The organism is Gimesia panareensis (assembly GCF_007748155.1).
Taxonomy (GTDB): Bacteria; Planctomycetota; Planctomycetia; order Planctomycetales; family Planctomycetaceae; genus Gimesia; species Gimesia panareensis.
The window spans coordinates 176,835-199,906 of record NZ_CP037421.1 but is presented as its reverse complement, the minus strand read 5'-3'; the positions used below and the strand labels follow the sequence as shown (position 1 = coordinate 199,906).

19 protein-coding genes are annotated in these 23,072 nt (G+C 56.0%); 10 read left to right on the top strand and 9 right to left on the bottom strand.

Features of this window, described 5'->3' with window-relative positions:
- Window positions 1-27: 27 nt before the first annotated feature.
- Complete coding sequence (locus Enr10x_RS00815; protein WP_145102859.1) at window positions 28-1,374, top strand: outer membrane protein assembly factor BamB family protein; 1,347 nt, start codon at window positions 28-30, stop codon at window positions 1,372-1,374.
- A 6-nt stretch (window positions 1,375-1,380) separates the two neighbouring features.
- Here the strand turns inward: Enr10x_RS00815 and Enr10x_RS00810 are convergent, their stop codons facing one another.
- Complete coding sequence (locus tag Enr10x_RS00810) at window positions 1,381-1,953, bottom strand: protoglobin family protein (RefSeq protein ID WP_145102857.1); 573 nt, start codon at window positions 1,951-1,953, stop codon at window positions 1,381-1,383.
- Between the two features lie 136 nt (window positions 1,954-2,089).
- Between Enr10x_RS00810 and Enr10x_RS00805 the strand changes: the two genes are divergently transcribed.
- On the top strand, window positions 2,090-2,563 hold the full coding sequence (locus Enr10x_RS00805) for an RrF2 family transcriptional regulator (protein ID WP_145102855.1): 474 nt from the start codon (window positions 2,090-2,092) through the stop codon (window positions 2,561-2,563).
- A gap of 1 nt (window position 2,564) precedes the next feature.
- Here the strand turns inward: Enr10x_RS00805 and Enr10x_RS00800 are convergent, their stop codons facing one another.
- From Enr10x_RS00800 to Enr10x_RS00790, 3 genes are all read right to left on the bottom strand, one after another.
- The gene (locus Enr10x_RS00800) at window positions 2,565-3,521 is read right to left on the bottom strand and encodes a hypothetical protein (RefSeq protein WP_145102853.1); all 957 of its coding nucleotides are present in this window, start codon (window positions 3,519-3,521) and stop codon (window positions 2,565-2,567) included.
- Between the two features lie 109 nt (window positions 3,522-3,630).
- Window positions 3,631-4,206 carry a DUF3592 domain-containing protein gene (locus tag Enr10x_RS00795; protein ID WP_145102851.1) on the bottom strand — a complete coding sequence of 192 codons (576 nt, stop codon included), beginning with the start codon at window positions 4,204-4,206 and terminating at the stop codon, window positions 3,631-3,633.
- A gap of 32 nt (window positions 4,207-4,238) precedes the next feature.
- Entirely contained in the window at window positions 4,239-5,027 is a 789-nt protein-coding gene (locus Enr10x_RS00790; RefSeq protein WP_145102849.1) for a TIGR00266 family protein, read from the bottom strand.
- Between the two features lie 272 nt (window positions 5,028-5,299).
- Between Enr10x_RS00790 and Enr10x_RS00785 the strand changes: the two genes are divergently transcribed.
- The 4 genes from Enr10x_RS00785 (at window position 5,300) to Enr10x_RS00770 (ending at window position 13,174) form a co-directional block, all read left to right on the top strand.
- The gene (locus Enr10x_RS00785; RefSeq protein ID WP_145447866.1) at window positions 5,300-6,208 is read left to right on the top strand and encodes a FliM/FliN family flagellar motor switch protein; all 909 of its coding nucleotides are present in this window, start codon (window positions 5,300-5,302) and stop codon (window positions 6,206-6,208) included.
- Window positions 6,209-6,760: 552 nt separating this feature from the next.
- On the top strand, window positions 6,761-9,691 hold the full coding sequence (locus tag Enr10x_RS00780; RefSeq protein ID WP_197997437.1) for a serine/threonine-protein kinase: 2,931 nt from the start codon (window positions 6,761-6,763) through the stop codon (window positions 9,689-9,691).
- 142 nt (window positions 9,692-9,833) lie between these two features.
- Complete coding sequence (locus Enr10x_RS00775) at window positions 9,834-12,461, top strand: tetratricopeptide repeat protein (RefSeq protein WP_145447864.1); 2,628 nt, start codon at window positions 9,834-9,836, stop codon at window positions 12,459-12,461.
- On the top strand, window positions 12,458-13,174 hold the full coding sequence (locus Enr10x_RS00770; RefSeq protein WP_145447863.1) for a class I SAM-dependent methyltransferase: 717 nt from the start codon (window positions 12,458-12,460) through the stop codon (window positions 13,172-13,174). The genes Enr10x_RS00775 and Enr10x_RS00770 overlap by 4 nt, the downstream gene beginning before the upstream one ends.
- 58 nt (window positions 13,175-13,232) lie before the next feature.
- On the opposite strand, the gene Enr10x_RS00765 is transcribed toward Enr10x_RS00770, so the two are convergent.
- The 4 genes from Enr10x_RS00765 to Enr10x_RS00750 are packed head-to-tail and all read right to left on the bottom strand — an operon-like array spanning window position 13,233 to window position 17,266.
- Window positions 13,233-14,357, bottom strand: a complete 1,125-nt coding sequence (locus tag Enr10x_RS00765) for a DUF1559 domain-containing protein (protein ID WP_197997436.1) — start codon at window positions 14,355-14,357, stop codon at window positions 13,233-13,235.
- 24 nt (window positions 14,358-14,381) lie between these two features.
- Window positions 14,382-15,491, bottom strand: a complete 1,110-nt coding sequence (locus tag Enr10x_RS30160; RefSeq protein WP_232093187.1) for a DUF1559 domain-containing protein — start codon at window positions 15,489-15,491, stop codon at window positions 14,382-14,384.
- A 4-nt stretch (window positions 15,492-15,495) separates the two neighbouring features.
- Window positions 15,496-16,569: a DUF1559 family PulG-like putative transporter gene (locus Enr10x_RS00755; RefSeq protein WP_145447860.1), complete on the bottom strand. Its 1,074-nt coding sequence runs from the start codon at window positions 16,567-16,569 to the stop codon at window positions 15,496-15,498.
- Complete coding sequence (locus tag Enr10x_RS00750) at window positions 16,559-17,266, bottom strand: hypothetical protein (protein WP_145447859.1); 708 nt, start codon at window positions 17,264-17,266, stop codon at window positions 16,559-16,561. The genes Enr10x_RS00755 and Enr10x_RS00750 overlap by 11 nt, the downstream gene beginning before the upstream one ends.
- A 249-nt stretch (window positions 17,267-17,515) precedes the next feature.
- Between Enr10x_RS00750 and Enr10x_RS00745 the strand changes: the two genes are divergently transcribed.
- The 4 genes from Enr10x_RS00745 to Enr10x_RS00730 all read left to right on the top strand — a co-directional run bounded on the left by Enr10x_RS00745 (window position 17,516) and on the right by Enr10x_RS00730 (window position 22,013).
- Window positions 17,516-18,880 carry an FG-GAP repeat domain-containing protein gene (locus Enr10x_RS00745; RefSeq protein WP_145447858.1) on the top strand — a complete coding sequence of 455 codons (1,365 nt, stop codon included), beginning with the start codon at window positions 17,516-17,518 and terminating at the stop codon, window positions 18,878-18,880.
- Entirely contained in the window at window positions 18,880-20,259 is a 1,380-nt protein-coding gene (locus tag Enr10x_RS00740) for a tetratricopeptide repeat protein (protein WP_145447857.1), read from the top strand. Before Enr10x_RS00745 ends, Enr10x_RS00740 begins: the two co-directional genes overlap by 1 nt.
- A 243-nt stretch (window positions 20,260-20,502) precedes the next feature.
- Window positions 20,503-21,435, top strand: a complete 933-nt coding sequence (locus Enr10x_RS00735; protein WP_145447856.1) for a DUF1559 domain-containing protein — start codon at window positions 20,503-20,505, stop codon at window positions 21,433-21,435.
- Between the two features lie 164 nt (window positions 21,436-21,599).
- Window positions 21,600-22,013, top strand: coding sequence for a carboxypeptidase-like regulatory domain-containing protein (locus Enr10x_RS00730; RefSeq protein ID WP_232093186.1), 414 nt, complete (start codon window positions 21,600-21,602; stop codon window positions 22,011-22,013).
- A 36-nt stretch (window positions 22,014-22,049) separates the two neighbouring features.
- On the opposite strand, the gene Enr10x_RS00725 is transcribed toward Enr10x_RS00730, so the two are convergent.
- On the bottom strand, window positions 22,050-22,925 hold the full coding sequence (locus Enr10x_RS00725; protein WP_145447855.1) for a hypothetical protein: 876 nt from the start codon (window positions 22,923-22,925) through the stop codon (window positions 22,050-22,052).
- Window positions 22,926-23,072 lie beyond the last annotated feature (147 nt).

Here is a 23,072-nt window from a genome sequence, read left to right as displayed (position 1 = left end):
GGGGTGACCAGCATTAAGGAGAATTGCATGAAGTCTGTCACCCCGATCCTGTTCTGCCTGGCAGGCCTGTGCCTGCTGGCCTGTAGCGAAGCGGCTTCCGAATCGACGGTCAGCAGCGCTGAGGCACAGGAGAGCACGACAGCTGCGCCGCTGCCGGAAGTGATCACCGAAGTTTCGTTCCAGGATGCACGGACGAAGCCCACTGCGAAACCCGGCTACTGGCCCCACTGGCTGGGCCCCAACTATGACGGCATCTCGACAGAGACCGACTGGCGGGCCGACTGGTCGAAAGTTCCCCCCCAGGTGCTCTGGCGGAAAAACGTGGGCATCGGTTACAGCTCGATTTCCGCTGCCAATGGCCGCCTCTATACGATGGGGCATCAGAAGGGAAACGAGACGGTTTACTGCCTGGATGCGGACACGGGAGAGATCATCTGGCAGGAATCGTATCCCGCGCAACTGATCGACAATCTGAATGCGGGCGGCCCCGGCGCGACGCCCACCATCGATGGCGATTTCCTCTACACCAACAGCCGCGACGGTCGGCTGATCTGTTTTGAAATCAACACCGGGAAGAAGGTCTGGGAAAAAATTCTACCCGAGGTTTACGACATGGAGATCCCGGAGTGGGGGTTTACCTGTTCGCCCCTGATTCGGGGAGACCGGCTGTTTATCGAAGCGGGCCGCCTGGTCGCGCTGGAGAAACGGACGGGGAAGGAGATCTGGAAATCCAAACCGTACATGCCCGGCTATGGCACGCCCGCGGCGTTTGAGAACGAGGGGACCGTCTATCTGGCGATTCTGAATAACGAATGCCTTTCGATTGCCCGCGAGGAGGACGGCAAAGAAGTCGCGTCGTTCGCCTGGCCTTCCCCCTTCGATACGAATTCCACCACGCCCATCATCGACGGGAAGACGATTTTTATCTCTTCCGGATACGGCAAAGGCTGTGCGCTGCTCGATTTTGAAAATCAGCAGTTGAAGGCCCGCTATACCAATCGGGATCTGAAAAACCACTTCAACAACAGCGTGCTCTACCAGGGGCACTTGTACGGGATGGACGGCAACTCCAACCTGGGGCGCATCGTCCGACTGACCTGCCTGGATCAGCAGACGGGAAAAGTGAAGTGGCGCGAAGCGGGTTTCGGCTGCGGATCGTTGCTGATCGCGAATGGCAAGCTGATCATCCTCTCGGACAAAGGGACGCTGGTCACAGCAGAGGCAACACCGGATGCATTTAAGGAAATCTCCCGCTTCAAAGTACTCGACCATCAGTGCTGGACGGTTCCCGTGCTCTGTGGAGGCCGGCTCTATTGTCGGGACTCAGCCGGAAACCTGGCCTGCGTTGATCTCCGGACTGAGCCCACACGCTAACACTGACTATGCCTGATAGTGGCGGGTAATCAGGTCGTTCTGCAGCCAGAGCAGTTTATTGAAGGCGGTCAGGGTTTTGACTTCGGTCTCCCGATCCAGATTCAGGCTGAGAATCGTGCTGACGAGGGCATTGGAGACGAAGCCCATCAGGGCATTCATCTGCACCAGGGGCACATCCAGCTCTTTACTCCCCGCTTTGGGAGTGTGGATTTTGCCGACCAGATCCAGATATTGCACCATTTTTTCGTCGTAAGGCCGGGTGACCAGTGATTCCAGGTAGCGGGCCAGGTGCTGTTTGCGAAACTGGATCATTTCATGGTCCTGAGTCAGTGTTTCAATGCTTTCAGGAATTTCGCCCTCGTACCCGGATTGGCGTGGCACAAAATGTCGTTTTGTGCAATCATATCTGAAAAGTTGATCATATACGGCATCAACCAGAGTTGGCACCAGCGGTGCCAGAACCCCCGCCGCACCATGGACTGCCTTGAGATCGTCTTCCGTAATTCCAATGAACTCTACGAGATACTGGAACCGGTAAGAGAGGTCAACTTCCAGTTTTTCTTCGTCAATGTGCTTCATTCAGGTTTCCTCTACGATTGAACGCCTATAATAAATTGACCGGAACTCTGAAAATACTCAGATTGAGATTGAAACGGAGCATATCAGACCCGATAATAGACATCAATGTCCAATTATCAGCAATAAGGACTTTCTTATGTTTTCGCAGACTGTTGAATACGCACTTCGAGCAATTGTCCACCTGGCGGACCAGGCTCCCAGCCCTTGTACAACCGAGCAGATCGCCAAGGCGACCAAGGTACCGCAGGCTTATCTCTCGAAAGTGCTCCAGAGCTTAAGGCAGTCCAATGTCGTGCATTCACAGCGTGGGATCGGTGGCGGTATATCACTCGTCAAGACTCCGGAAGAACTCAGTCTGCTGGAAGTCGTGAACGCGGTGGACCCGATCTGTCGAATTACAACGTGCCCGCTGGGTCTGAAAGGCCATGGTGCCAACTTATGCCCGCTGCACCGTAAGCTGGATGATGCGATGAAGGAAACAGAGAGTGCCTTTGCTGACACGACCCTGGCTAATATTCTGGACTCTTCTACCAGCAGCTATCCGCTCTGCAACGAACCGGTTGAGCGTATGACTCAACTGGGTGGCCCTCCGATCATGCCTTCCAATTAAATCAACGCTGCCCGACCCCGTCATCAGAATTCGCGTTCGCTTCGACAGGGGTCGCTGGCACTTCAAAATGCACCTGCTGAATCTCTGAAGACGACTGCTGACGCGCCAGTGCTTCCTGTTTGACCTCGCGCGCCTTCCAGCGACCAGCCAGGTGACCCGGAATGACAGCCCCCGCTTTGATGAGCAGATCACTATAGGGCAGAAAAGGCGAGGCTGTTCCTGCGATGTACGTGGCGTAAGCTGGATAGAGCACCTGGTAGGCGTCTGCTTCACCTGCGAAGTTCTGTTCCGTCTCGAGGTAGCCCAGTGCATCGTTAGTCGCGATCGCTTCCGGCCAGAGCGAGGCGCCCGGCAGCGCGGTGAAGACCGCATAGGTGCCTTTCCACTTCCGGGTGCCGAAATCCTTGGAGTGCCCCCCTTCATGCAGGGCGATGGCGGGGTGATCCGAATAGAGGCTGATCGTATTCGTGAAGGGGTTGTAATTGTCGCCGCCGATAATCCGACCGGGAAGCAGCGTATAAGCGACCGCCGTCAATGTACCGGCCGTGTATCGCCAGCCCCAGCCAACCGCTTTGTTTTTGCGGAGCCGCTTCCACTCCCCGAGGGGATCGTATTCATTGACACGCACTTTGACCTGATCCAGGCCATTTTTCTCCAGGTATTCGGCAATCGCCGCTTCAGTCTCGGGGGAAACATTGTGGTTATCGATCCGGCGGTCCCAGAGCAGAATTTTGCCCGGGATACCAACCACCCAGCCGATGCCGTCAATGACGGGACGACGTTTTCCGCGGACAACCTGGGGCTCATCCTCGGGGAAGTCCAGGTCCGGATGTGTGATCAGTGGAGGCTGGTAGACGTAAGGGGTCGTCGCACAACCGTTGGCGCAGACCAGCAGCAGGCCGGCCAGAAGAGTCCACAACCGGGGACGCAGCATCATCGAAAAAGCTTGCTGAGACATGACAGGAATCTGCCTGTGAGAACGAAACTGAGAGAGGGGGACGCGCGGTATAGCACAACAGCGTTCCCTCGGGCAAGCTCAGATTTCCCTTTGCAGCGGAAACCGCCTCTCAATCGGCAGAGTCTGCCGATTGCTGGATCTCCGTGGGGCCCCGAAACAGGCGCAACAGCGAGCGAAACAGGATCCCGCTGGTCATCAGCAGCCCCAGCCCCAGGAACAGCCAGCCAAACAGGTAAAAGAAATACGTGGTTTTGAAGACCCCGGGCTCCAGCACCGCGACCGCGGGCTCTGCGGGATCGTAATAGACGATCACGTTTTTCTGAACGGGATATTTTTTGACCGTTTTCGAAGACATGGAACGGTCGGACGTGGACACATCATTGCCGAACCAGACGGTGTCTCCCTTGAACTTCTGGCCCTCTACCTCGTAGCGATAGATAACTTTGGGAGAGTACGTGGAGGAGCTGGAATTACTGCTGTGATGCGACTCGATCTTCGATTCCAGCACGACGCCGTCAGTAGTAGGCCATTCTTTACTGGCTTTGGCCCGTTCGAGCAGCGGCAAGCCCTTCTGATAGGCCATCAGGTAGCCCACGAAGATAAAGACAAAACCGATGAACAGCACGAGCTTGCGTCCAACCTGATGCATGCGTGTCTTTGTGCGGTATATAGATTGATGATTCATGTCTCTGCTCCCCTTTCACCAGCGGGACAGACTCAGCTGTCGCCAAACATGTCACCCAGGCCACCCAGAATCGAACCTTCCCCAACAGAAGAACCACCGGCTGCCGGTGCATGTGCGAGCACGCGGTCTGCCAGTCGTGAGAAAGGCAGGCTTTGCAGCAATACGGTGCCGTGCCCCCTGAGGGTCGCCAGGAACAGGCCTTCGCCGCCGAGGACCATCGACTTGAGGTTCCCCGCCTTCTCAATGCTGTAGTCGATGTCTCCCGTAAAGGCGACAATACACCCCGTATCCACACGCAGCGTTTCCCCTTTGAGTTTCTTTTTGATGACGGCTCCGCCGGCATGCACAAAGGCCATTCCGTCTCCGCGCAGCTGCTGCAGAATGAATCCCTCACCACCGAAAAAGCCGGAACCCAGGCGTTTGTTAAAGGCCATGGTGACTTCCGTTCCGAGAGCGGCACACAGGAAGGAATCCTTCTGACAGGTGATCGAGCCGCCAATCTTGCTCATGTCGATGGCGATGATTTTCCCGGGATAGGGTGCGGCAAACGCGACTCTGCGCTGCTCATGGCCATCATTGGTAAAGTGCGTCATGAACAATGATTCGCCGGAGAGCATCCGCTTTCCTGCTTTGAACAGTTTACCTATAAACCCATCATCCGGTCGCGAGCCATCCCCCATGCGGGCTTCAAAGCGAATCCCCTCTTCCATGTAGTTCATGCTGCCCGCTTCCGCGACCACCGATTCCCCCGGATCCAGGATGATTTCCACTATCTGCAGGTCAGAACCAAAGATTTCGTAATCCACTTCGTGGCATTGCATGCTGAGATCCTTTTTTCATCCAAACCCAGGCATTGTTTATGTTGAAAGGCATGGTTCAGAACGTCTCAAGGGGCCTGAAGGATCAAAGATTCTGTTTTGATGCCTCAAAATGTGTCAATCTTTTCCGAATGCGCCAGGTTTGTCGATTTTGTGTGAAGAACTAAATTTTATGTGGTCGATTGTATGATTTAAGGAATCCTGATTCCTGAAAAAGACCAGCGTGTACCATTCGATGAACAAGTTATCATTTTCAAGGACTTTGTAAAGCAGAAATGTCGGGCTTCAGCCAGGAGAATGTCGAGGCCATTTTCGCTCAGGCGGGCGAAAGTATGGCAGCGATTTCTGACTCTCTCAACCAGTGTTTCGATACGAGTTATCGGCTGGAAATGGGCGAATCGGGAATCTGGTCTCCGGAGGAGCTGGACGATGCCTTTCGAGGTCCGGGCCTGGTTGTTCTGTTTCGACTGGGCGATGAGGCCATGGCAGGCCTGATCCCGGAAGGGCTGCCTTTACCAGACTGGTATACGGAACCGGGAGAGTCGCAGTCTTCACGGCTGCAGACGTTATCGATGGAATGGTCGATGAACCTGATCCCGCTGGACGCAGGTGAAGCTGAAGAGTTCAAGACGTATGCGACAGAGAGTTTATTAAATGAAGTCATGCAGGGTGAGCCCGCCGACTGGGCTGCATTGCTGCGTATCAACGTGTTTCCGGCAGATGCGGAAACTGATGCAGAGGAGAGTGACGGCCAGAGCCCGAGTGCTGTGATCCCTGTAATTTGGCCCCTGACGAAACCGCCAGTTACAGAAACCGCCGAAGCGGAACCAGATCCAGCACCAGAACCCGCCGCCACTCAGCCTGCTCAACAACAGGCTGCTCCTGCGGGAGCAGCCATGGCAGCTTCGTCAGGCGGACAAAACCCGCTGAACCGCATCAACAAGCTGCCCGTCCAGGCGATCGTTAAACTGGCCTCCAAGAAAATCGAGATGAACCAGTTACTTTCCATCTGCCCCGGCTCCCTGATCACCTTCGACAAACCGTGCGAAGACCCCCTGGAAATGTATATCAATAACCAGGTTTACTGCCTGGGAGAAGCGGTCAAGATCGGCGAAAACTTCGGCCTCAAGATCGACAAAGTTGGTTTTCACAAGGAATACAAAACGAAGATTATCGAATTCTAATCTCGATGGGAACGGGCCAGCCAACGACACGAACTTCCTGATCCGCTACCGAGCGATCAACCCTGCTTACGAACGGCTGCAGCTGAAGTCAGAATGCTCCCGTTACCGGTCCCATGAGAGACCGGTATTCTCGCAGCAGCCCTCCACAGCGTGAAAATTTGGATGAAAAATCGCGTAAATCCCATTTTTATCAGAACGAATCGAGGCGGGAACACGTAAAATAGAAGCAGCTCTGATTGTTTTATTCCCATCTTTATCAAAAACGCCAGTCGGTGTCTGTTACAAGCTGAATTGGTCCCTGATCGATTAAAAGCGCTTAACCACATATCATAGTACAGGTTAAGAATATTATTCGAGAGTCACATTCGATATCGTTTGACTGAGAGGCGTCAGAGTCATTCTGACCGGGCATTGTTTTCAAACAATCGTAGTGAATTTGAATTACGCAGTTGCCTGCTCGACAAAACCTTCGATATCATCTCAAACGTTGAAATCAAGCTATTTTTAAGTGAACCTTAGATCATGAGTTCCGAGTCGCAATCTGAACGATCCATGACGAGTCAGGAATCGCTGCCCGAATTTTTTGCGCGGCCGGTTCCTGAGGGAGACGGCCCGGAAACCATCATCAGCCCGCTCGAGCCGATCCCTGCTCCCGGTGCGGGTCAAAACTCAAGTGGTTCACAGGTCAACATGGCCCGCTCTTCGATCTGGAACCGGCTGTTCCCCCCCACAACCGATGATCCTGAAGAGGAAGCGGATACGACCAGTCCTTCCGGAATGCAGCTGGAGCATTTTGTCATCCGCGAACGAATCGGACGGGGAGGCATGGGCGCTGTGTTCCGTGCCATCGATACCCGTCTGGATCGCGTCGTCGCCCTTAAAGTACTCAGTCCCGGTCAGTCCCGGGATGCGGGTTCGGTGAAACGTTTTCAGAATGAAGCCAAAGCAGCCGCCCGCCTGGACCATGAAAACATCTCGCGCGTGTTTTACATCGGCGAAGATCAGGGGCTGAATTTCATCGCCTTTGAATATGTCAAAGGGACCAACGTCAGGGAGATCATTCAGTCGCGGGGGATTCTGCCCGCTGCGGAAGCCGTCAACTATGCCCTGCAGATCGCTTCGGCTTTGAAACACATCAACAAAGCCGGCGTGGTCCACCGAGATATTAAACCGTCCAACATCATCATTACACCGGGAGGCCGGGCCAAGCTGGTCGACCTGGGTCTGGCCCGCAAAGACAGCGACAACGCTTCCGCCGACCTGACCACAGCCGGCACCACGCTGGGAACATTCGACTACATCTCTCCGGAACAGGCCAAGGATCCGCGGAATGTGGATGTGCGAAGCGACATCTATTCGTTGGGCTGCACGCTGTATCACATGCTGACCGGAGAACCTCCCTACGGCGAAGGCACCGTACTGCAGAAGCTGCTCGATCACTCGGGCAAAAATGTGCCCGACCCGGCAGCCATCAACAAACAGTTGCCTCGCGAACTCTCGCTGATCGTACAGAAGATGATGGCCAGCGACCCGGATGAACGTTTCCAGACGCCGGAAGAGCTGATGTTCCACCTGATGCAGGTCGCCGGCAAGCTGGATCTGCGCGGTGTAAACCCCGAGGGACTGGTCTGGACTTCACCCACGAGTTCCCGCATCAGCTTTCTGGAAAAACATGTCGGCTGGATCGCTACTGCAGCTGTGTTGCTGATCGTTGTGATCCTGCTGGACCGCTATCCTTCGCTTGATCCGTCTGCCGTCAGTGTGACACAAAATTCAACGCCGGCGACCACTGAGCCAGACACGGTCGTCGACAACAAAACAGACGAAATCAGCCCCGAAGCCAGCCAGCCGCTGCCCGAACCCGATACACCAGTGGTCGGCTCTCTGACAGAGAATCCCGCGATCGCATCGACGACGCCAACAGAAACCGGCACGGAATCGTCGGTCCCGGGAACCACAACGCCTGACAAAAACAGCGCTGCATCCGAGAATGTTGCCGACAACAAACAGGCGGAGATGAATCTGGATGAACCCGGCAAGGAGCTGAGTGGGATCTTCGACATCCCCCTGATCTCATCGCCCGGTTCCTTTCGTGAGCTGATCAATTCAGAAAAACCAGCCTCCAACAAGGTCCTGCTGGAAAATAATTCCGAGGATCAGCTGGCACTGTCGAACAGCAGCAACGGCAAGAAGACGATGGTCCCGCTGGCCCCCGCGCCTGAAGTCAAACCGGAAACTGAACCGGATCCGTTCCCCAGAAAAGACGCGAACGAATTTCGGAAGATCGAGATCCCCGCAATTACGATCATCAACCCGGACGGCACCGCCGGTCAGGATTTCAAAACACTGGACGCCGCCTGTGCTGCGGCAGAGGATGGCAGCATCATCGAACTGGGCTTCACCGGAGTCCGCAAGGAAGCGCCGATCCACATCAACAACAAACGGGTCCGCATCCGGGCTGCGAAAGATCGCAAACCAGTGCTCCAGTTTGAATCGGTTGAAGAACCCGCGGAAGGGTTTCAGACACACATGATTCAGATTGCCAACGGTTCGCTCGAGCTGTTTGAAGTGGACATCCTGGTCGATGTCAAAGATCTGAATACCGAATCCTGGGCCATCTTCTCCCTGAAAAATGCCCACGATATCCGCCTGCATCAGGTCTCCGTCACCTGTGCCAATAAAACGAGACAGCAGGTCGCCATCTTCGAAATGAACGAACCGATCAATCAGGGTCTCGACGATGATTCGATGATGGGCAAACGCCCGGCCAAAGAATCGACGTTCATCGAAGTCATCAACTCGGTTCTCCGCTGCGACGGGCAGGCCTTCTCGATTCGCGAGACAGCACCCACCCGCCTGGAAATCACCAACTCGGCATTGATGATCGGCCAGTCCCTGATCGACCTGGTCGGCTGCAGCAACAAACCGATGGAAGGGGATCACCTGGAAGTCGTGCTCAACCACTCCACGTTCCTGCTGGGACGCGGTCTGGCTGTGATGGACAGCGGTTCGATTCCCCGCGAACTGATACCGCTGCATGTTTCCGCCCGGAACAATATTTTCTTCTCCCGCAGCGAAGCCCCGTTTGTGCTGATGAAGGGGAATACCAACGAAAATGATTTCCGCCAGAAGCTGCTGACCTGGAGGGGGTCCAACAACTATTTCGACCGCTTTATCAACTTCTGGACGATTCAGTCACAGCAGGGCACCACAGGCGCGCTGTCGCTGGACGCGCTGGACTGGAAAGATATCTGGGGCCTCTCTTCGGACGTCAACAGCTACCAGATGAATATTCCGTGGCTCGTGGATCGCGAGAAACTGATCAAAGCCCCCTGCTCCGAACTGCAGACCGCACAACTCCAGTTCTCGCAGCCCACTGACGGCAGCCCGACGATCACCGCCGTGGATCGGACCAACGCCGGAGCCGATCTGATTACGCTGCCGGAACTCCCGCGGAATCCCCTGGTACCGAAACCCGAGTAAGCAGCGTCCGCCCCGGTTTTGAAGCCGACTCCGGTAAATCAGGTATGGGAGAAACGGGCTGCACCGTGTATGATGACCGGTAGAAACAAGTATCACCGCCTGTCATCTGTTCCGAGTTCTGTTCCCTGATTCGATTGAATTCATGCCGCAGCGATCTTCACATCACGCCCGCTCTGCCTGCACACTTCTCAAAATCAGTGCGCTCAGTGGCTGGGTTTGCGGGCTGTTGCTGCTGCTCTCCACGGGAAATTTCTGCCGGGCCGAGGATCCGACGCGGTCCTATTTCGAAGGTCTGCGCCAGCGACACCTGTTCGGTATTGCTGAAGGCTACTGCCTCAATGAACTCGCAGAAAACCGCCTGTCTGATGCGGACCGGGCGCGTTACTCTCTGGAACTCATCCGCACACTGGCCGCGCATGCCAGCGCCGCCAGTCCGGCCGAGCAGCCCGAGCTCTGGAAACGCGCCGAGGAGACCATCAATCAGATCGAGCGCGATTTCCCACGCTGGTCGGACCTGCCGGTGTTTCGTGCGGAACGAGCCCGGATTTCGTATCTGAAAGCAGAACAGTTCTACTGGCAGTCGCAGGCGATCCCGCAGAATGAAACGCTCCGCGACACCGCGATCGACAACATGGACAAGGCCACCACTCAACTCACGCACGCAGAACAGCAGCTGCAGCAGTTGCTCACGAAAGCGGGCGCACGCGTGAACTACCTGGTGCTCCCCACTGCCACAGTGCGGGATACCCTGCTCGACTTTCAGCTGCTGATCGCGGAAGCAAATATCAAACTGTCCGGTCTCTATCATCCGGACAGCCCCATGCGGAAAATGCGTCTGGCGACAGCCCGGAAATGGCTGGAACCTCTGTCCCGGCGGGCGACGACGCTCAAGATCACCTGGGAAAGCCGACTGGCTCTGATTCAGTGTGAACGGCTGACAGGAAATGCAGACACCGCCGAGCGGGCCATCCAGGGGCTGGTGAAAGATCAGCATCCCCCGTTTCTGAATGAGGCCGTGTTCATCGAGTCGATGCGGATTCTGCTCGCCCAGGACAAACCGCAGCTGGCGGCAACCAGCATCATTGAATACCGCCAGGCACAGGGCCGCTACTCCAGTGAGCTCGGCTTCCTGGAAATCGACGCCCTGCTCAAGCTGCATCATATCGCCGTCGACAAACAGCAAAAGGAGCTGGCCGACGAACTCTGGCGCCAGATTCTGAAGCGGTCCGAGCAGCTGTCGCAGGCGCAGCCGGGCTACTGGTCGCAGCGCGCGAAGCTACTGGTCGGTCGGCAGGAACAGATCCAGGAGTACGGCACCCGCCTTTCAGACAGTTTGCAACGCGCGCAGCTGCTCTATTCGGAAGGCAAGCTGAAAGAAGCGATCGCTGCCTACGAGCAGACCTCACAACAGGCAGCGAAAGAAGGAAAAACCGATCTGGCGCTCGAACTGGGTTTCACCAGTGCGTCGCTGCAACTCAAGCTGAAAGAGTACGAGAAAGCGGCGGAGCAGTTCCAGTCGCTGGCACAACGTTACCAGGGTGCTCCTAAAGCCGCCGATGCGAGTCTGCTCGCCGCCTGGTGCCTGGGACAGCTCTATTCGCAGAGTCGCACCAAATCACGCCGACTGGCCTACACCACCGCGCTGGAAAATGTACGCAAGCAGTTTCCCACCGGCAATGCCTACTACGAAGCGGGCTGGATGCTGGCCCGGCTGGAAGAATCACGGCTGCAGTATTCGAAGGCACTCGTGCTCTATGCGGAAATCCCGGAGAACCACCCTAAAGCGGCTGACGCACATCTGGGCGTGGCCCGCTGTTATGAGCAGATCCTCTTAAGACTGGCCGCGCTGGGGAAACCGACGCGTGCCTGGCGGGAGGAAGCGACGGATGTACTGGGCAAGTACCTCGCGCACTTCCCTGATGAAAGTGACCCCGCGATTTTACTCTCACAGGCTGAGATCGCGCTGCGGCTGACGCGGATCTATCTCAACGACACGCCTCCGGACTACAATAAAGCCCATCGTCTGCTTGACCTGATCATCCACACGGCCAACGTCAAACCGGAAGAGTTGAAACGCGACAGCGAACGCTCCCCCGAGAGCGTCGCGCAAACGACACAGCTGATCCAACGCTGGAACCAGGTCGGCAGCCAGGCCCTGCGGATGCAGATCATCGCCCTGGCAGGTCAGGGAAAACCGGCCGAAGCCCGTTCGCTGGTCGCCAGTCTGGAGAATGCGGGGACGAACGAACTGCTTTCGGTGCTCAATGGCGTCTCGCACATCGATCTGGACCTCACCCCTGCGGTCCGCCGGGAACTGGGAATGCTGCAACTGCAGTCAGCCGAGAAGCTGGCTAGTCGCCGCGATCAGCTCACACCGCAACAGACGCGGCAGCTTGATCTCTGCCTGGCGGAAGCCTATCTGGCCATTGATCGACCGATCCGCGCACTGGAGTATTATCAGACGCTATTGAAACAGTCGCCCCGCGACGGTTCGCTGATCAGGCAGGTCGCGCTGCTGCTGGAGCGTTGCGGTACCAAAGAATGTCTGCGGCAGGCGATTCCCAAGTGGCGCGAACTGGAAGCCGCCGAGAAGGCGGGCACGGTCCCCTGGCTGGACGCGCGACTGCACATCATTCGTGCCCTGTTCGAATCGGGCGACACGGACGCCGCAAAAAAACTGATCGGCGTGACCCGCCTCCTCTACCCCGAACTCGGCAATGACGATCTGAAAAAACAGTACCACGAACTGGAACAACAGATTCAGAAATGACCGCCGATAAGAAACACAGCCTGCTGACAGACGAAGAACTCGAATGGTCGGACGTGGCTGCAAACTGCCGCATGAATCGCGAGCGGGAGATTACAGGAACCAACAGCTACACCGCCGACCTGAAACTCAATCCGCTTGAATTCCTGCAGGAACGGATTTCAGCGGGACAAACCGTGCGCTGGCTGGATCTCTGCTGTGGATCCGGCAGAGCCCTGATTCAGGCACACGACTACTTTCAACAACAGGGACTGGAATCACAGATACAGATCCTGGGCGTCGACCTGGTCAATCTGTTTCTCCCCGCCCCCGACTCAAGTGATACTTTCCGCCTGCAGACCGCTTCACTCCACGACTGGACCACTGAAGAAAGATTTGACCTGATTACCTGTGTGCACGGTCTGCACTACGTCGGCGACAAACTGTCGCTGCTCGCCCGCGCTGCCAGCTGGCTCACTTCGGAGGGCCTGTTCCTGGCACATCTGGACCTGGAGAATCTGCAGACCGTGGAAGGTACCTGGAGCGCTGCAGCGAAACGGGAATTTTTACGAAGGCGTTTTTTCAAATACCACATGCGAACGCACCTTGTTTCCTGCGAGGGACAGCATGCTGTCACCTTCCCCTGCCGATACGCGGGTGCCTCAGACCAGGCAGGTCCGAATTTCACCGGTCAGCCGGCCGTGAATTCATTCTATACACTGCAGGAAACAGATTAATCTTCCGCCAGGCTGTTCATGGCCAGCAGACGATCCACCACAGTCGCAAGTCACCTTTCTATTTTCCTGAATTACGTTCCACTTCTTCCACCCGTTCCCGCCCGTTCGGCGTACTGAGTGCCTTGAGCACCGCCGGATCGATGTCTTCAGAAAGAAACCGGACGCTGCCATCCGCGAACAGGATATGAGCCCCCGGCCCGAACGGACCACCGAATCCCTGCGATCCCTGGTTGATGCCTTGTGCGGGGTCCCGGAAATTCAGCGGATCTCCCCAGGGACGAATGCCTTCTTTGACTTCCCCTCCCAGAATGGTTTGCGAGGTACCATCTTTGATGTCCTGAATTCTCAGACCGCCATTGACTCCCAGCAGCCGCTGGTTGGCAGCGTAATGGGCCGGTTGATAACCGGACCTTTCCGCCTGCCGGTTCTCTCCCGGTTCGAAGTAGTAATTCAGACCCGGACTGAGCAGTACCGGCAGCATGGTCTCGAATGGTTTGCGATTGACGTCTGCCGTCCAGGGCTGATTGAAATCGATCTGCTGGTAGAGATCCCGGTGATCCAGGTATGGTAAGACACGGGCGACCCAACCGTGCTGCGGTTTTCCTGTGTGATCAACTGTGGCCCCGATAGGGAACTGCCGGAACTCGTCATGATAATTGTGCAGCGCGAGGCCGATCTGTTTGAGATTGTTTTTAGAAGTACTACGACGGGCCGCTTCCCTGTAAGAGACAGGACAAAAATAGGAGCCCGGGTGTTTCTTCACGAGATTGTCCCTGTCGCGCGTCGCCATCCACCACAGCTGATGCGACATCCCGATCAGACAGATGCCGCTGGTCGCCAGCATCAGCACCAGCGCGACCAGAAAGAATGACCAGCGCAACCGCCAGTTCATCCCTGTACTACGCTCGTTGCCTCGATACACTCTCCGGCCTGCCAGATGCACGCCACCGAAAAACAGAGCCAGCGTGCTGGAGAACCAGAGTGTCCCCGCAGCCGAAAGCGTCAGTGTGGGGCCCGTGCGCCAGAGATAGCCGGCCCAGCCGACCGCCAGCACGTACGGAATCTGCACGAGAAAAAACATCCCCAGGCACATGACAAAGAACAACAGGGAAAGGCAGACCATCCACGCAATCAGCCTCCGCCGCCCTGTGATCAACTGCTGTGGCTGCGTTCCCGTGCTCATGCTTTCTCCCTGCTCCTGCATCGGTTAAAAATCCCCCACCGGCTCACCGCCGTCGGGCGTTGCCAGGGCCTTGAGAATGGAAGGATCGATGTCTTCAGAAATGAAACGCACAGCGCCGTCTCCCATCAGGAAATAAGCCCCCCCTTTGAAAGGACTGCCAAAACCATTGGAGGTACTGTTAATACCTTTTGCCGGATCACGGAAATTGGTCGGATCCCCCCAGGCTTTGACCTGAGAATTCACTTCGCCCGCCAGCAGCGTATTCGAGATGCCGTCTTTGATCGCTTTGAGGTTCAGCCCTGAGTTCACATTCAGGACGCGCGAATTGGCCGCATATTCGGCGGGCATGTAACCGTGCAGATTGTCCCGGCTTCGCCCTGTTCCGAGTCGTCCCGGGTTCTCAAATACATTCAACTCCGTCTGGAAAGCCTGGCGATTGGCTTCTGCAGTCCAGGGTTGCTGGAAGTCGATCTGGTTATACAGGGGCGCCTGATCCACGTAAGGCAGAATTTGAGTCATCCAACTATGACGGGGCTGACCGGCCCGGTCAAAAACTCCGCCGGGGGGCAGTAGATCATGGGTGTCGTGGTAATTGTGCAGTGCCAGGCCAATCTGTTTGAGATTGTTCCTGGACGTACTGCGTCTCATCGCCTCTCGATGTCCACTGTATGGGTCGAAGATCTGATCCTTGCCCATCAACATACTCCAGGTCTGATCTGAGATTTGAATCACGCTGATTCCGCTCGCCATCAGCCCCAAGCCAAGCACCAGCACCCCGCACGTCCAGCGTTTCTGCCAGAGCAGGTCTAAAGCGGAACTGGCGGGGGAGGCTGCCACAGTCCGTTTCCAGGCGATGATTTTCTTGAGACTTTGATGCAAGGCCCAGGTAAACAGTAACAGGAAGACCACAGTTCCAACCACCTGTCCGGTAGTAACGGTCAGGTTAGTCACGAGTTGCTGCAGATAGGAAATCCAACCGAAGCACAGAAAATAGACCACGACAGCAGGCAAGTCGAATCCCATACAGAAGGTGAAAACCAGCAGCGTCAACACGACAACCACATAGACAGCAATCCCTCCCGATTTAACTGGAGTCGTCTGTTCTGTGCTGGTGGTTTCCGGATCGGTCGTCATCGCTTCACCTTCCCTCCAGGAAATCGCTGACGTCTTCGCCGCCGTCGGGCGTTGCCAGGGCTTTGAGGATTGCCGGATCGATGTCTTTGTTGATGAAACGGGCGCTGCCGTCGAGGAACAGCATGTTGGCTCCGCCTGACCTCCAGGGACCACCGAAGCCGTCGTCATGCTGACTGATGCCCCGGGCGGGATCGCGAAAGTTGATCGGATCTCCCCAGGCACGCACGCGACTGGAGACTTCGCCCCCCAGGAGGGTGTGGGACAGACCATCCGGGATGTCATCCAGACGGGCGTCACTGCCAGGATAAAAGACATGGTTATTCAACGAATAATACGATAAGCCATAGCCCTGGCGGTTATACTGCTCTGCCCCCGGCGGAATGAAGGTGGTAAAGGCATGCTTAAAGAGTTCTGAATTTCGCTTTGAATTCCAGGGCTGCGTCTCATCAATTTTCTGTCGATACTCTGACTGATCCAGGAAAGGCAGGATTTCGGTTTCCCAGCTGTGAAGAGGCTGGCCGTTGCGAAAGATACCGGAGGGGATGTGGTGATCTGCTCCCGTTGAATAATTCACGACTCCCAGACCAATTCTTCGTAGACTGTATCGAGAAGAAAGAATCCACGCACTTTCACCGCGTGTGGTCTCGATCGCCGCCTGCTTGCCTGTCACCATCCAGGCACTCTGGTGTGCCACACCGACCACCGCAAATCCGCCGGTGAAAGCAACCACGAGCAGGAGCAGACAGACGCCGGTCCAGCGTTTCTGCCAATAGCGGGAAGCAGGAATCTGCTCCTGATTTCGCAACAGGCGAAACAGATGAGTGCCGAGCAACTGGATGAACAGTGCCAGTAACGCCAGAAACACAACCGCGGTGATGATTCCGGACAGGGAAACAGTCACTGCGGGGAGCACCCTTTTTAAAAAGAGAAACCAGCCCACCGCCAGGTAGAACACCGCCTGTATGGGGAACATCACGCCGGCGCACATCAGCACGATGATTGCAGGCAGTGTGAATCCCACGAGCTCTCCCTGCCAGCGTCTCGGTTTCCGGGTTGTGGCAACGGCTTCATTTTCCATTGAGCACGTCCTGGGCTTTGGGTGTGGGCAGCACCTTGATTGCGCCGTCGGTGTACAGGATCAGCTGCTGATCGTCGCCGTAAATGGCCTGCTCGAAAGCGAGGGGCACGGGCGGGTCCGCTTTTTTAGTGCCACTCACATAACCGTACTTCACCTGCAGAGAACCGGGCTGCAGCCAGAATTCGTCGGCGAAGGTCGTCTCGTCTGCCTTGTCAGGAAATTTGCCCTGATGAGTGGCGACATGCATGAAGAGGGCCGAGCGGAGTTCGCCCAGTTTGCGGCGGCGTTCGTCCACCGAAGCACCGGATTCCGCTGACTGTGCGCCATCCGGCGGCTGGTCTTCCACCAGCTGATAAGTGCGACCGGTCTTCTCCCAGGCACCGGGGGTGAGCAGTTCACGCGCGCCTGAGATCATCGTCAGGACAAACAGAAACATCAGCCCCCAGAGGACCGAGACTCCCAGCGCGCCTTTGTAGGAAATTCGCGGCAGTTTCGAAAAATCTTTCGCCAGCAGGTTCCAGCAGAGCTTCAGAATGAAGGCGCTCAACAGCAGCACCATCAGAAAAAAAGAAATGGACTGCAAACGCAACTGGGCGACTTGTGTCAGGTCGAGTGAAACGCTGGGCATCCCCGCCTGCACCACAGCAGGCCTGAGACAAAACAGACAGCCGGCGAGCAGAACCGTGCGAACCATCATGGTAGTCAACTCCGCAGAAGTGATAATGAGAAAGGATCTACTTCTATCATACATAAGTCCATACGATACGCGAGTCTATTTAGTCATCCACGGGTCATTTTCCCCCTGCCCCGGATCACAGGCCGGAGAGCCCCTGTTGACACTCCCCGGAGCGCGAACTAGCATGAATCAGTGGTCGCTGCTGCTACGCTTGGGAGTGGCGACTTCCTGACTCCATTACCATCCTGCCGAGTTCACCTGCCTGCCCTTATGTCAGCCGATAACAATAGTCTGCCCCCGCAACCTGAAGTTCCCGATCACAATGGTTGGACGCTGCTGGTACTGATTGCCATTATTCTGCTCCCCCTGGCAACCTGGTTTCTGCTCCCCCTGGTTCCGCCACTGGGTAGTCTGCCGGACCTGTACTCGGGAGGCACTTCCTATCCAGCCTCGGAGCTACATTTCGAACGAAACAGAGAAGACCAGCTGCCTGTGAAAATGAACCCTCCGTCGAAAGATTTGCCGCTGATTACGAACGTGCAGATCCTCGATTTCGACGGCGACGGAAAGAATGAGATCCTCGCCTGCGACGCCGCCGACAACCGGATCCTGCTGATTTCCGTCGATGCGGAAGGAGGCCAGACAACCCGCACTCTGATCAACGATGTCGCGGCTCCCGCACATGCGACCGCCGTGGACATCGATGCCGACGGCGACCTGGATCTGGCCGTTTCGATCCTGGGCAATATTCAACCCGATGACGGCGTTGTCGGAAAAGTGGAATTGTTCGAACAGACGGAAAACGGTTTTATCCGGCACGTGATTCTGGACGACGTCCGCCGCGTGGCCGATGTGCAGCCGGGCGACTTCGATCAGGATGGTGATCTCGATCTGGCGGTCGCCGTGTTCGGCTACAACCGGGGTGAGGTGCTCTGGCTGGAGAACCAGGGAGACTTTCAGTTTTTCGAGCATCAGCTGTACCAGGCCCCGGGTACGATACATGTGCCGGTCGCCGACTATGACGGCGACGGCGATCTGGATATCGCGACGATTGTCTCGCAGGAAGAAGAAGAGCTGGTTGCCTTTGAAAATCTGGGCAAAGGAAAATTCCGCACCCGCTCCCTGTGGATGACGCCTAACATGGACCTGGGGAGTGCCGGCCTGATTCACGCCGACCTCGACCAGGACGGGGACGAGGATTTGATCCTCCCCGCAGGCGACAACCTGGAAGACTTCGATGCCTACCCGCAGCCGTATCACGGGTGTTACTGGTTTGAGAACCAGGGGAACTGGGAGTTCGAGCAGCGTCGCATTTCAGACCTGGGGGGCACGTATGCCGGCGATGTGGCCGACCTGGACGGAGACGGCGATCTGGACGTGGTGCTGGTGAGCATGACGAACGACTGGTATGCCCCCGCGCATGCGAGTCTGGTCTGGCTGGAAAATGACGGTCAGCAGAACTTCACGAGCTGGCAGATCGACAGCGAGCCGATCCACCTGGTGACGGTTGCGGCAGGAGATTTGAATCAGGACGGGCTGCCTGATATTGCCGCCGGTTCGTTGAATATGCGGAAACCCTTCGATCGCATCGGACGAGTGACGGTCTGGCTGCAACGTCCGGAGGAGGGCCGCTGATGTTATTCCGCTCACTGATGATCCTGTTTGTGGTTGAAGCTCTGTTCTGCGGCTATTTTCTGTTTCAGCGTGCTGCGCGTCCGGAGCCGGTGCTGCCGGAAACGCGACTGATGGACCCGCTGTTTGTAGAAGACATTGAACCACTCGTCGCCCAGGTCAAGAAACAGAACGCCCCTTACGACTGGATGCGACTGGGCGAGGCACTGCTGGGACAGGGATACTACAGCCATGCCGAGCTCTGCTTCGGTCAGGTTGCGGAGCTGGTGCCGGAAAGCCGACTCGCCGAGAGCCGCATCGCCTATTGCCTGGAGCGCACCGGTCGGACTGACTTGAGTACCAACAAGTATCGCGAACTGCTGGCGACAACAGATCAGAGCCGCGAGGGAGACCGGGAGCGGATGCAGATCCGCTATGAAATCGGCCGCAATTATCTGCGCGAGGAACAGACGGAAGCTGCGGAAGCGATCTTCCGTGAAAATCTTGGCTTCCTGCCCGCCCGCTATCAACTGGCCAAGCTGTTGATTCGCTCTGACCGCGTCGAGGAAGCCCTGCCATTAATTCAGGAATCAATACAGCGGGTTCCCCGTTCGCTGAAGTTTCGCGAACTGGAGTTACAGGCGCACCGCAAGACGGACAACACGGAAGCATTCCAACAGTGTGCGCTGAAACTGGAACGGGCCCAGCACACGGTCCCGCTGCATCCGGGTTCCAATTTCATTGAACCGTTCCGCCTGCAGTACGGAATCGATCGACGGGTGGAAGAATTCAACAAACGACTTGCGGGAGGCTCACTGGATGAGCTGGCGGGGGAACTGGAACAGCTGCTCGCGCTGCTGGGAGAGCGACCGAGCACGCACCATCCGATTTTTCTGATGCGGCTGGTCGAGGTCGATCGGCAGCGGAAACGTCCCGAGCGGATGCGCGAGACCATTCAACAACTCAACAATATGAGTATCAATAATGCGGAGATCCTGCTCTATCGCGCCCAGGCACTGGGTCTGCTGGGAGACTGGAACCAGGCGCGCGTGCTGGCACAAAGGGCCGCGCTGACGTCCAAAGATCCGGAACTGCATCAGAGTGTTTCCGAGATTCTGGAACAGGCGGGTCTGTCAGCCGAAGGGAAAACCGAACGGGCACTGGCCCTGCGTCTCAAGGCGATGCAGGCTTACCGCGCGAACCAGCTGAACGATGCAGAGGAGTTGATCGAGAAATCGATCGAACTGAACCCCGAGGACGCCCATGCCTGGTATGACCGGGGGATGATTCGGCTGGCGTTGGAAAGAGCGCAAGAAGCGTCTGCCGACTTCGAATCCTGCCTGGAGCGGAATCCGCGGCATGGCCGTGCCCGGGCCCAACTGGAGCGGAATGGCGTCAAATGAGCGTAAGCTGATATTTTTCTGTAACTTACGCTGGAAGTCTACCTGTTTTAACAGGTGTGTGTACCTGCATCCCTGCTCCCGGGTTTTGGCTGCAAGCCATTTCCAGTAAACACCTTTCTCCTCGTAAACAATTTCTTTCTTAACATTATTATTGAATTTACGACTCAAATCTGACTAAGATGGGCCAGCGTCTCAACTCTTTTTTCAGTAATGTTAATTATTTAAGTTTGAGGTTACGTTTTTATGAAGAGGAACAGAGGCGTGATCTGCGGTATTCGATTCCGCGGTTTCACCTTAATTGAGCTCCTGGTCGTTATTGCCATTATTGCTATTTTGATCGCCCTGCTGCTGCCGGCAGTGCAACAGGCGCGAGAAGCGGCCCGCCGCAGTACCTGCAAAAATAATCTGAAGCAGATGGGGGTCGCGTTTCACAATTACCATGACACACACCGTACCTTTCCTCCCGGCTGGATCGACGGTAACCAGACAGTCGGCGATGCTTCCGAAGCCGCCAACAAAAACGGACTGGGCTGGGGCACGATGATTCTGCCCTTCATGGACCAGACTCCGCTTTACAATCAGATCGGCACTGAGACCAACGGTTTCACGATGAACTGGCACATCGGTTATTCGGGGTCTTCGATCCCTTCCGCCAAGACGATCATCCCGATGTACAACTGCCCTTCCGATCCGATGGGAGGCATCAACACCGACAAGGGAAGTTATGGCAAGTCCAATTACGCGACCGAGCGGATTGTGATGGGCGTCAACAAAAAGTTACAGATCCGCGATTTCAGAGACGGCACCACGAACACCATTCTGGTGGGTGAAGTGAGGACCCAGGACGAGACCGGCTCAACCGGAAGCTGTGGTGGCGTCGCCTGTGATGAATTCGGGGGTAAACTCTGGATCGGTGCCCGGACTGCTTCCTGGGGCTGGGAACGGGGACTGCAGGCCGAAGACGTGTACTTCATCGGCTACAACGCACCGGATGACTTCATCAATGGTGGTGCCCGTTCTGTCGCAGACCGGTTCGCGCTGTCGAGCCCGCACGTAGGCGGCGTGCATATCATGCTGGCCGACGGTTCGGTACGCTTCCTGTCGGAGAATATCGACGTCAACACCTATGTGTGGCTGAACAACGAGAAGGACGGACACGTCCTGGGCGAGTTCTAAAGTCGCTCACTTAATCGACGACGTGTGACCCACATTGTGATACGCAAACCTGTGGCACAACGGTTCCTTGAACGGGCCGTTGTGCTGCATTCCCTCCCGTCCTCGGACAGGCTGGTTGCGAACGCATTCTCTCTTTTCTTTTTGATTGATCCCGAGTTTTTAAGATGATGACAAAACACACATTTTCTCTGATCTTCACTCTATCCCTTTCCCTGCTGCTGACCGCCTGTGGCGGTGCTCCTGCCGACCAGCCGAAACTGGGCACGGTTTCCGGTGTCGTGACGATGGACGGCGCGCCGCTGGCCAAAGTCAACGTCCGGTTCTACCCCGAGTCGGGCCGTGCCTCGGCAGCGATCACGGATGATTCCGGCAACTACGAACTGGTTTACATTCGTGACGAAATGGGCGCCATGCTCGGCAAGCACAGCGTCAAGATTTCAACCCTCGACGAAGCCAACGATCCCTTCGGCAACCAGGGGAGTGAAACAGTTCCCGAAAAATACAACAAGAAAACCACGCTGGAAGCCACCGTCGCAGAAGGGGATAATACGATCAACTTCGACCTGGAATCGAAGTAGGTTGTTGCAATCTGTGAAGGGGATGAGCCAGGGGAACTACTCTGACTCATCCTGCTGCAACTTGTGCTCCGCAGGTATTTTGGTGTCCTGAAAATATTTAAGGTCGTAATTCGGACTGAATGAAATCTCTGTCAGAGTCGTTTCACTCTGATTAGAAACAACTGTTTTCCCGTTTGCAGCAGATTGTTCATCGTGGATGACCTCCCGGATTTTGTGCGGGAACCAGATTCCATCCGCAAGCTGATGCCAGTCGGTGACCTCGCTGATCTGCAACGGGATCGTCTCACTGTAGCCGAGAGCATAGCCTTCCTCGCGAATCGGGATCCAGTTGCGTTCGGGGGCCAGCCACAGCCGACTATAATCATGCCGCTTCTGCCCTTTCACCCAGGTTTCGATGCGGATCCGATGGCAGTTCAGCCCGTTGACGATTTCCTCAGCTTCGTATTTCACGCTGAGGAAATACCCTCTGGCGGTCGGGCTGATCAGCAACTCTGCAAGACTCGGCTCCTCCGCCAGGCGATCCAGCAGAAAGACGTGCGGCTTGCGTAAGGGCCAGTTCAGATCTTTGCCTTGTTCGAATCTGACAACGCCGTCTTCCATCAGTCGCGTCTGCTGGCCATCATAGCCGATGCGAATCTTGTGACTGGATTTCACGCCCGTCAGTGAAACTCCTGAAATCTGTTCCTGGATCGTAAATCGCCCGTCCTGATAGACGTGCCGCGAATCGCGTTGAAGACTCCGAAACAGATTCGTATCTTTCCTTTGTTTTAACAGCGGCTCGGGCAATTTTAACTGATATGACCAGTGTCTGTGGAATTCCAGATTCCGATATCGCTGCTCCTGGGCAGCCACTTTGCTGATCAAGGTAGAAAGTCGCTGGTCGGCTGCGGTCGCAGGGAGGACTGTCACCATTAGAACCAGGAGTATGAAAACGTTGAAAGCAGGAAGCGGCATAAGGTCACGTTAATACTAAATGAATCAGGCAGCCAGACTGTGTCCAGTTTTACTGTAGCGTCTCCAGGGCCATTTGGACCGAGTATATTAAATTGAGAAACGCTA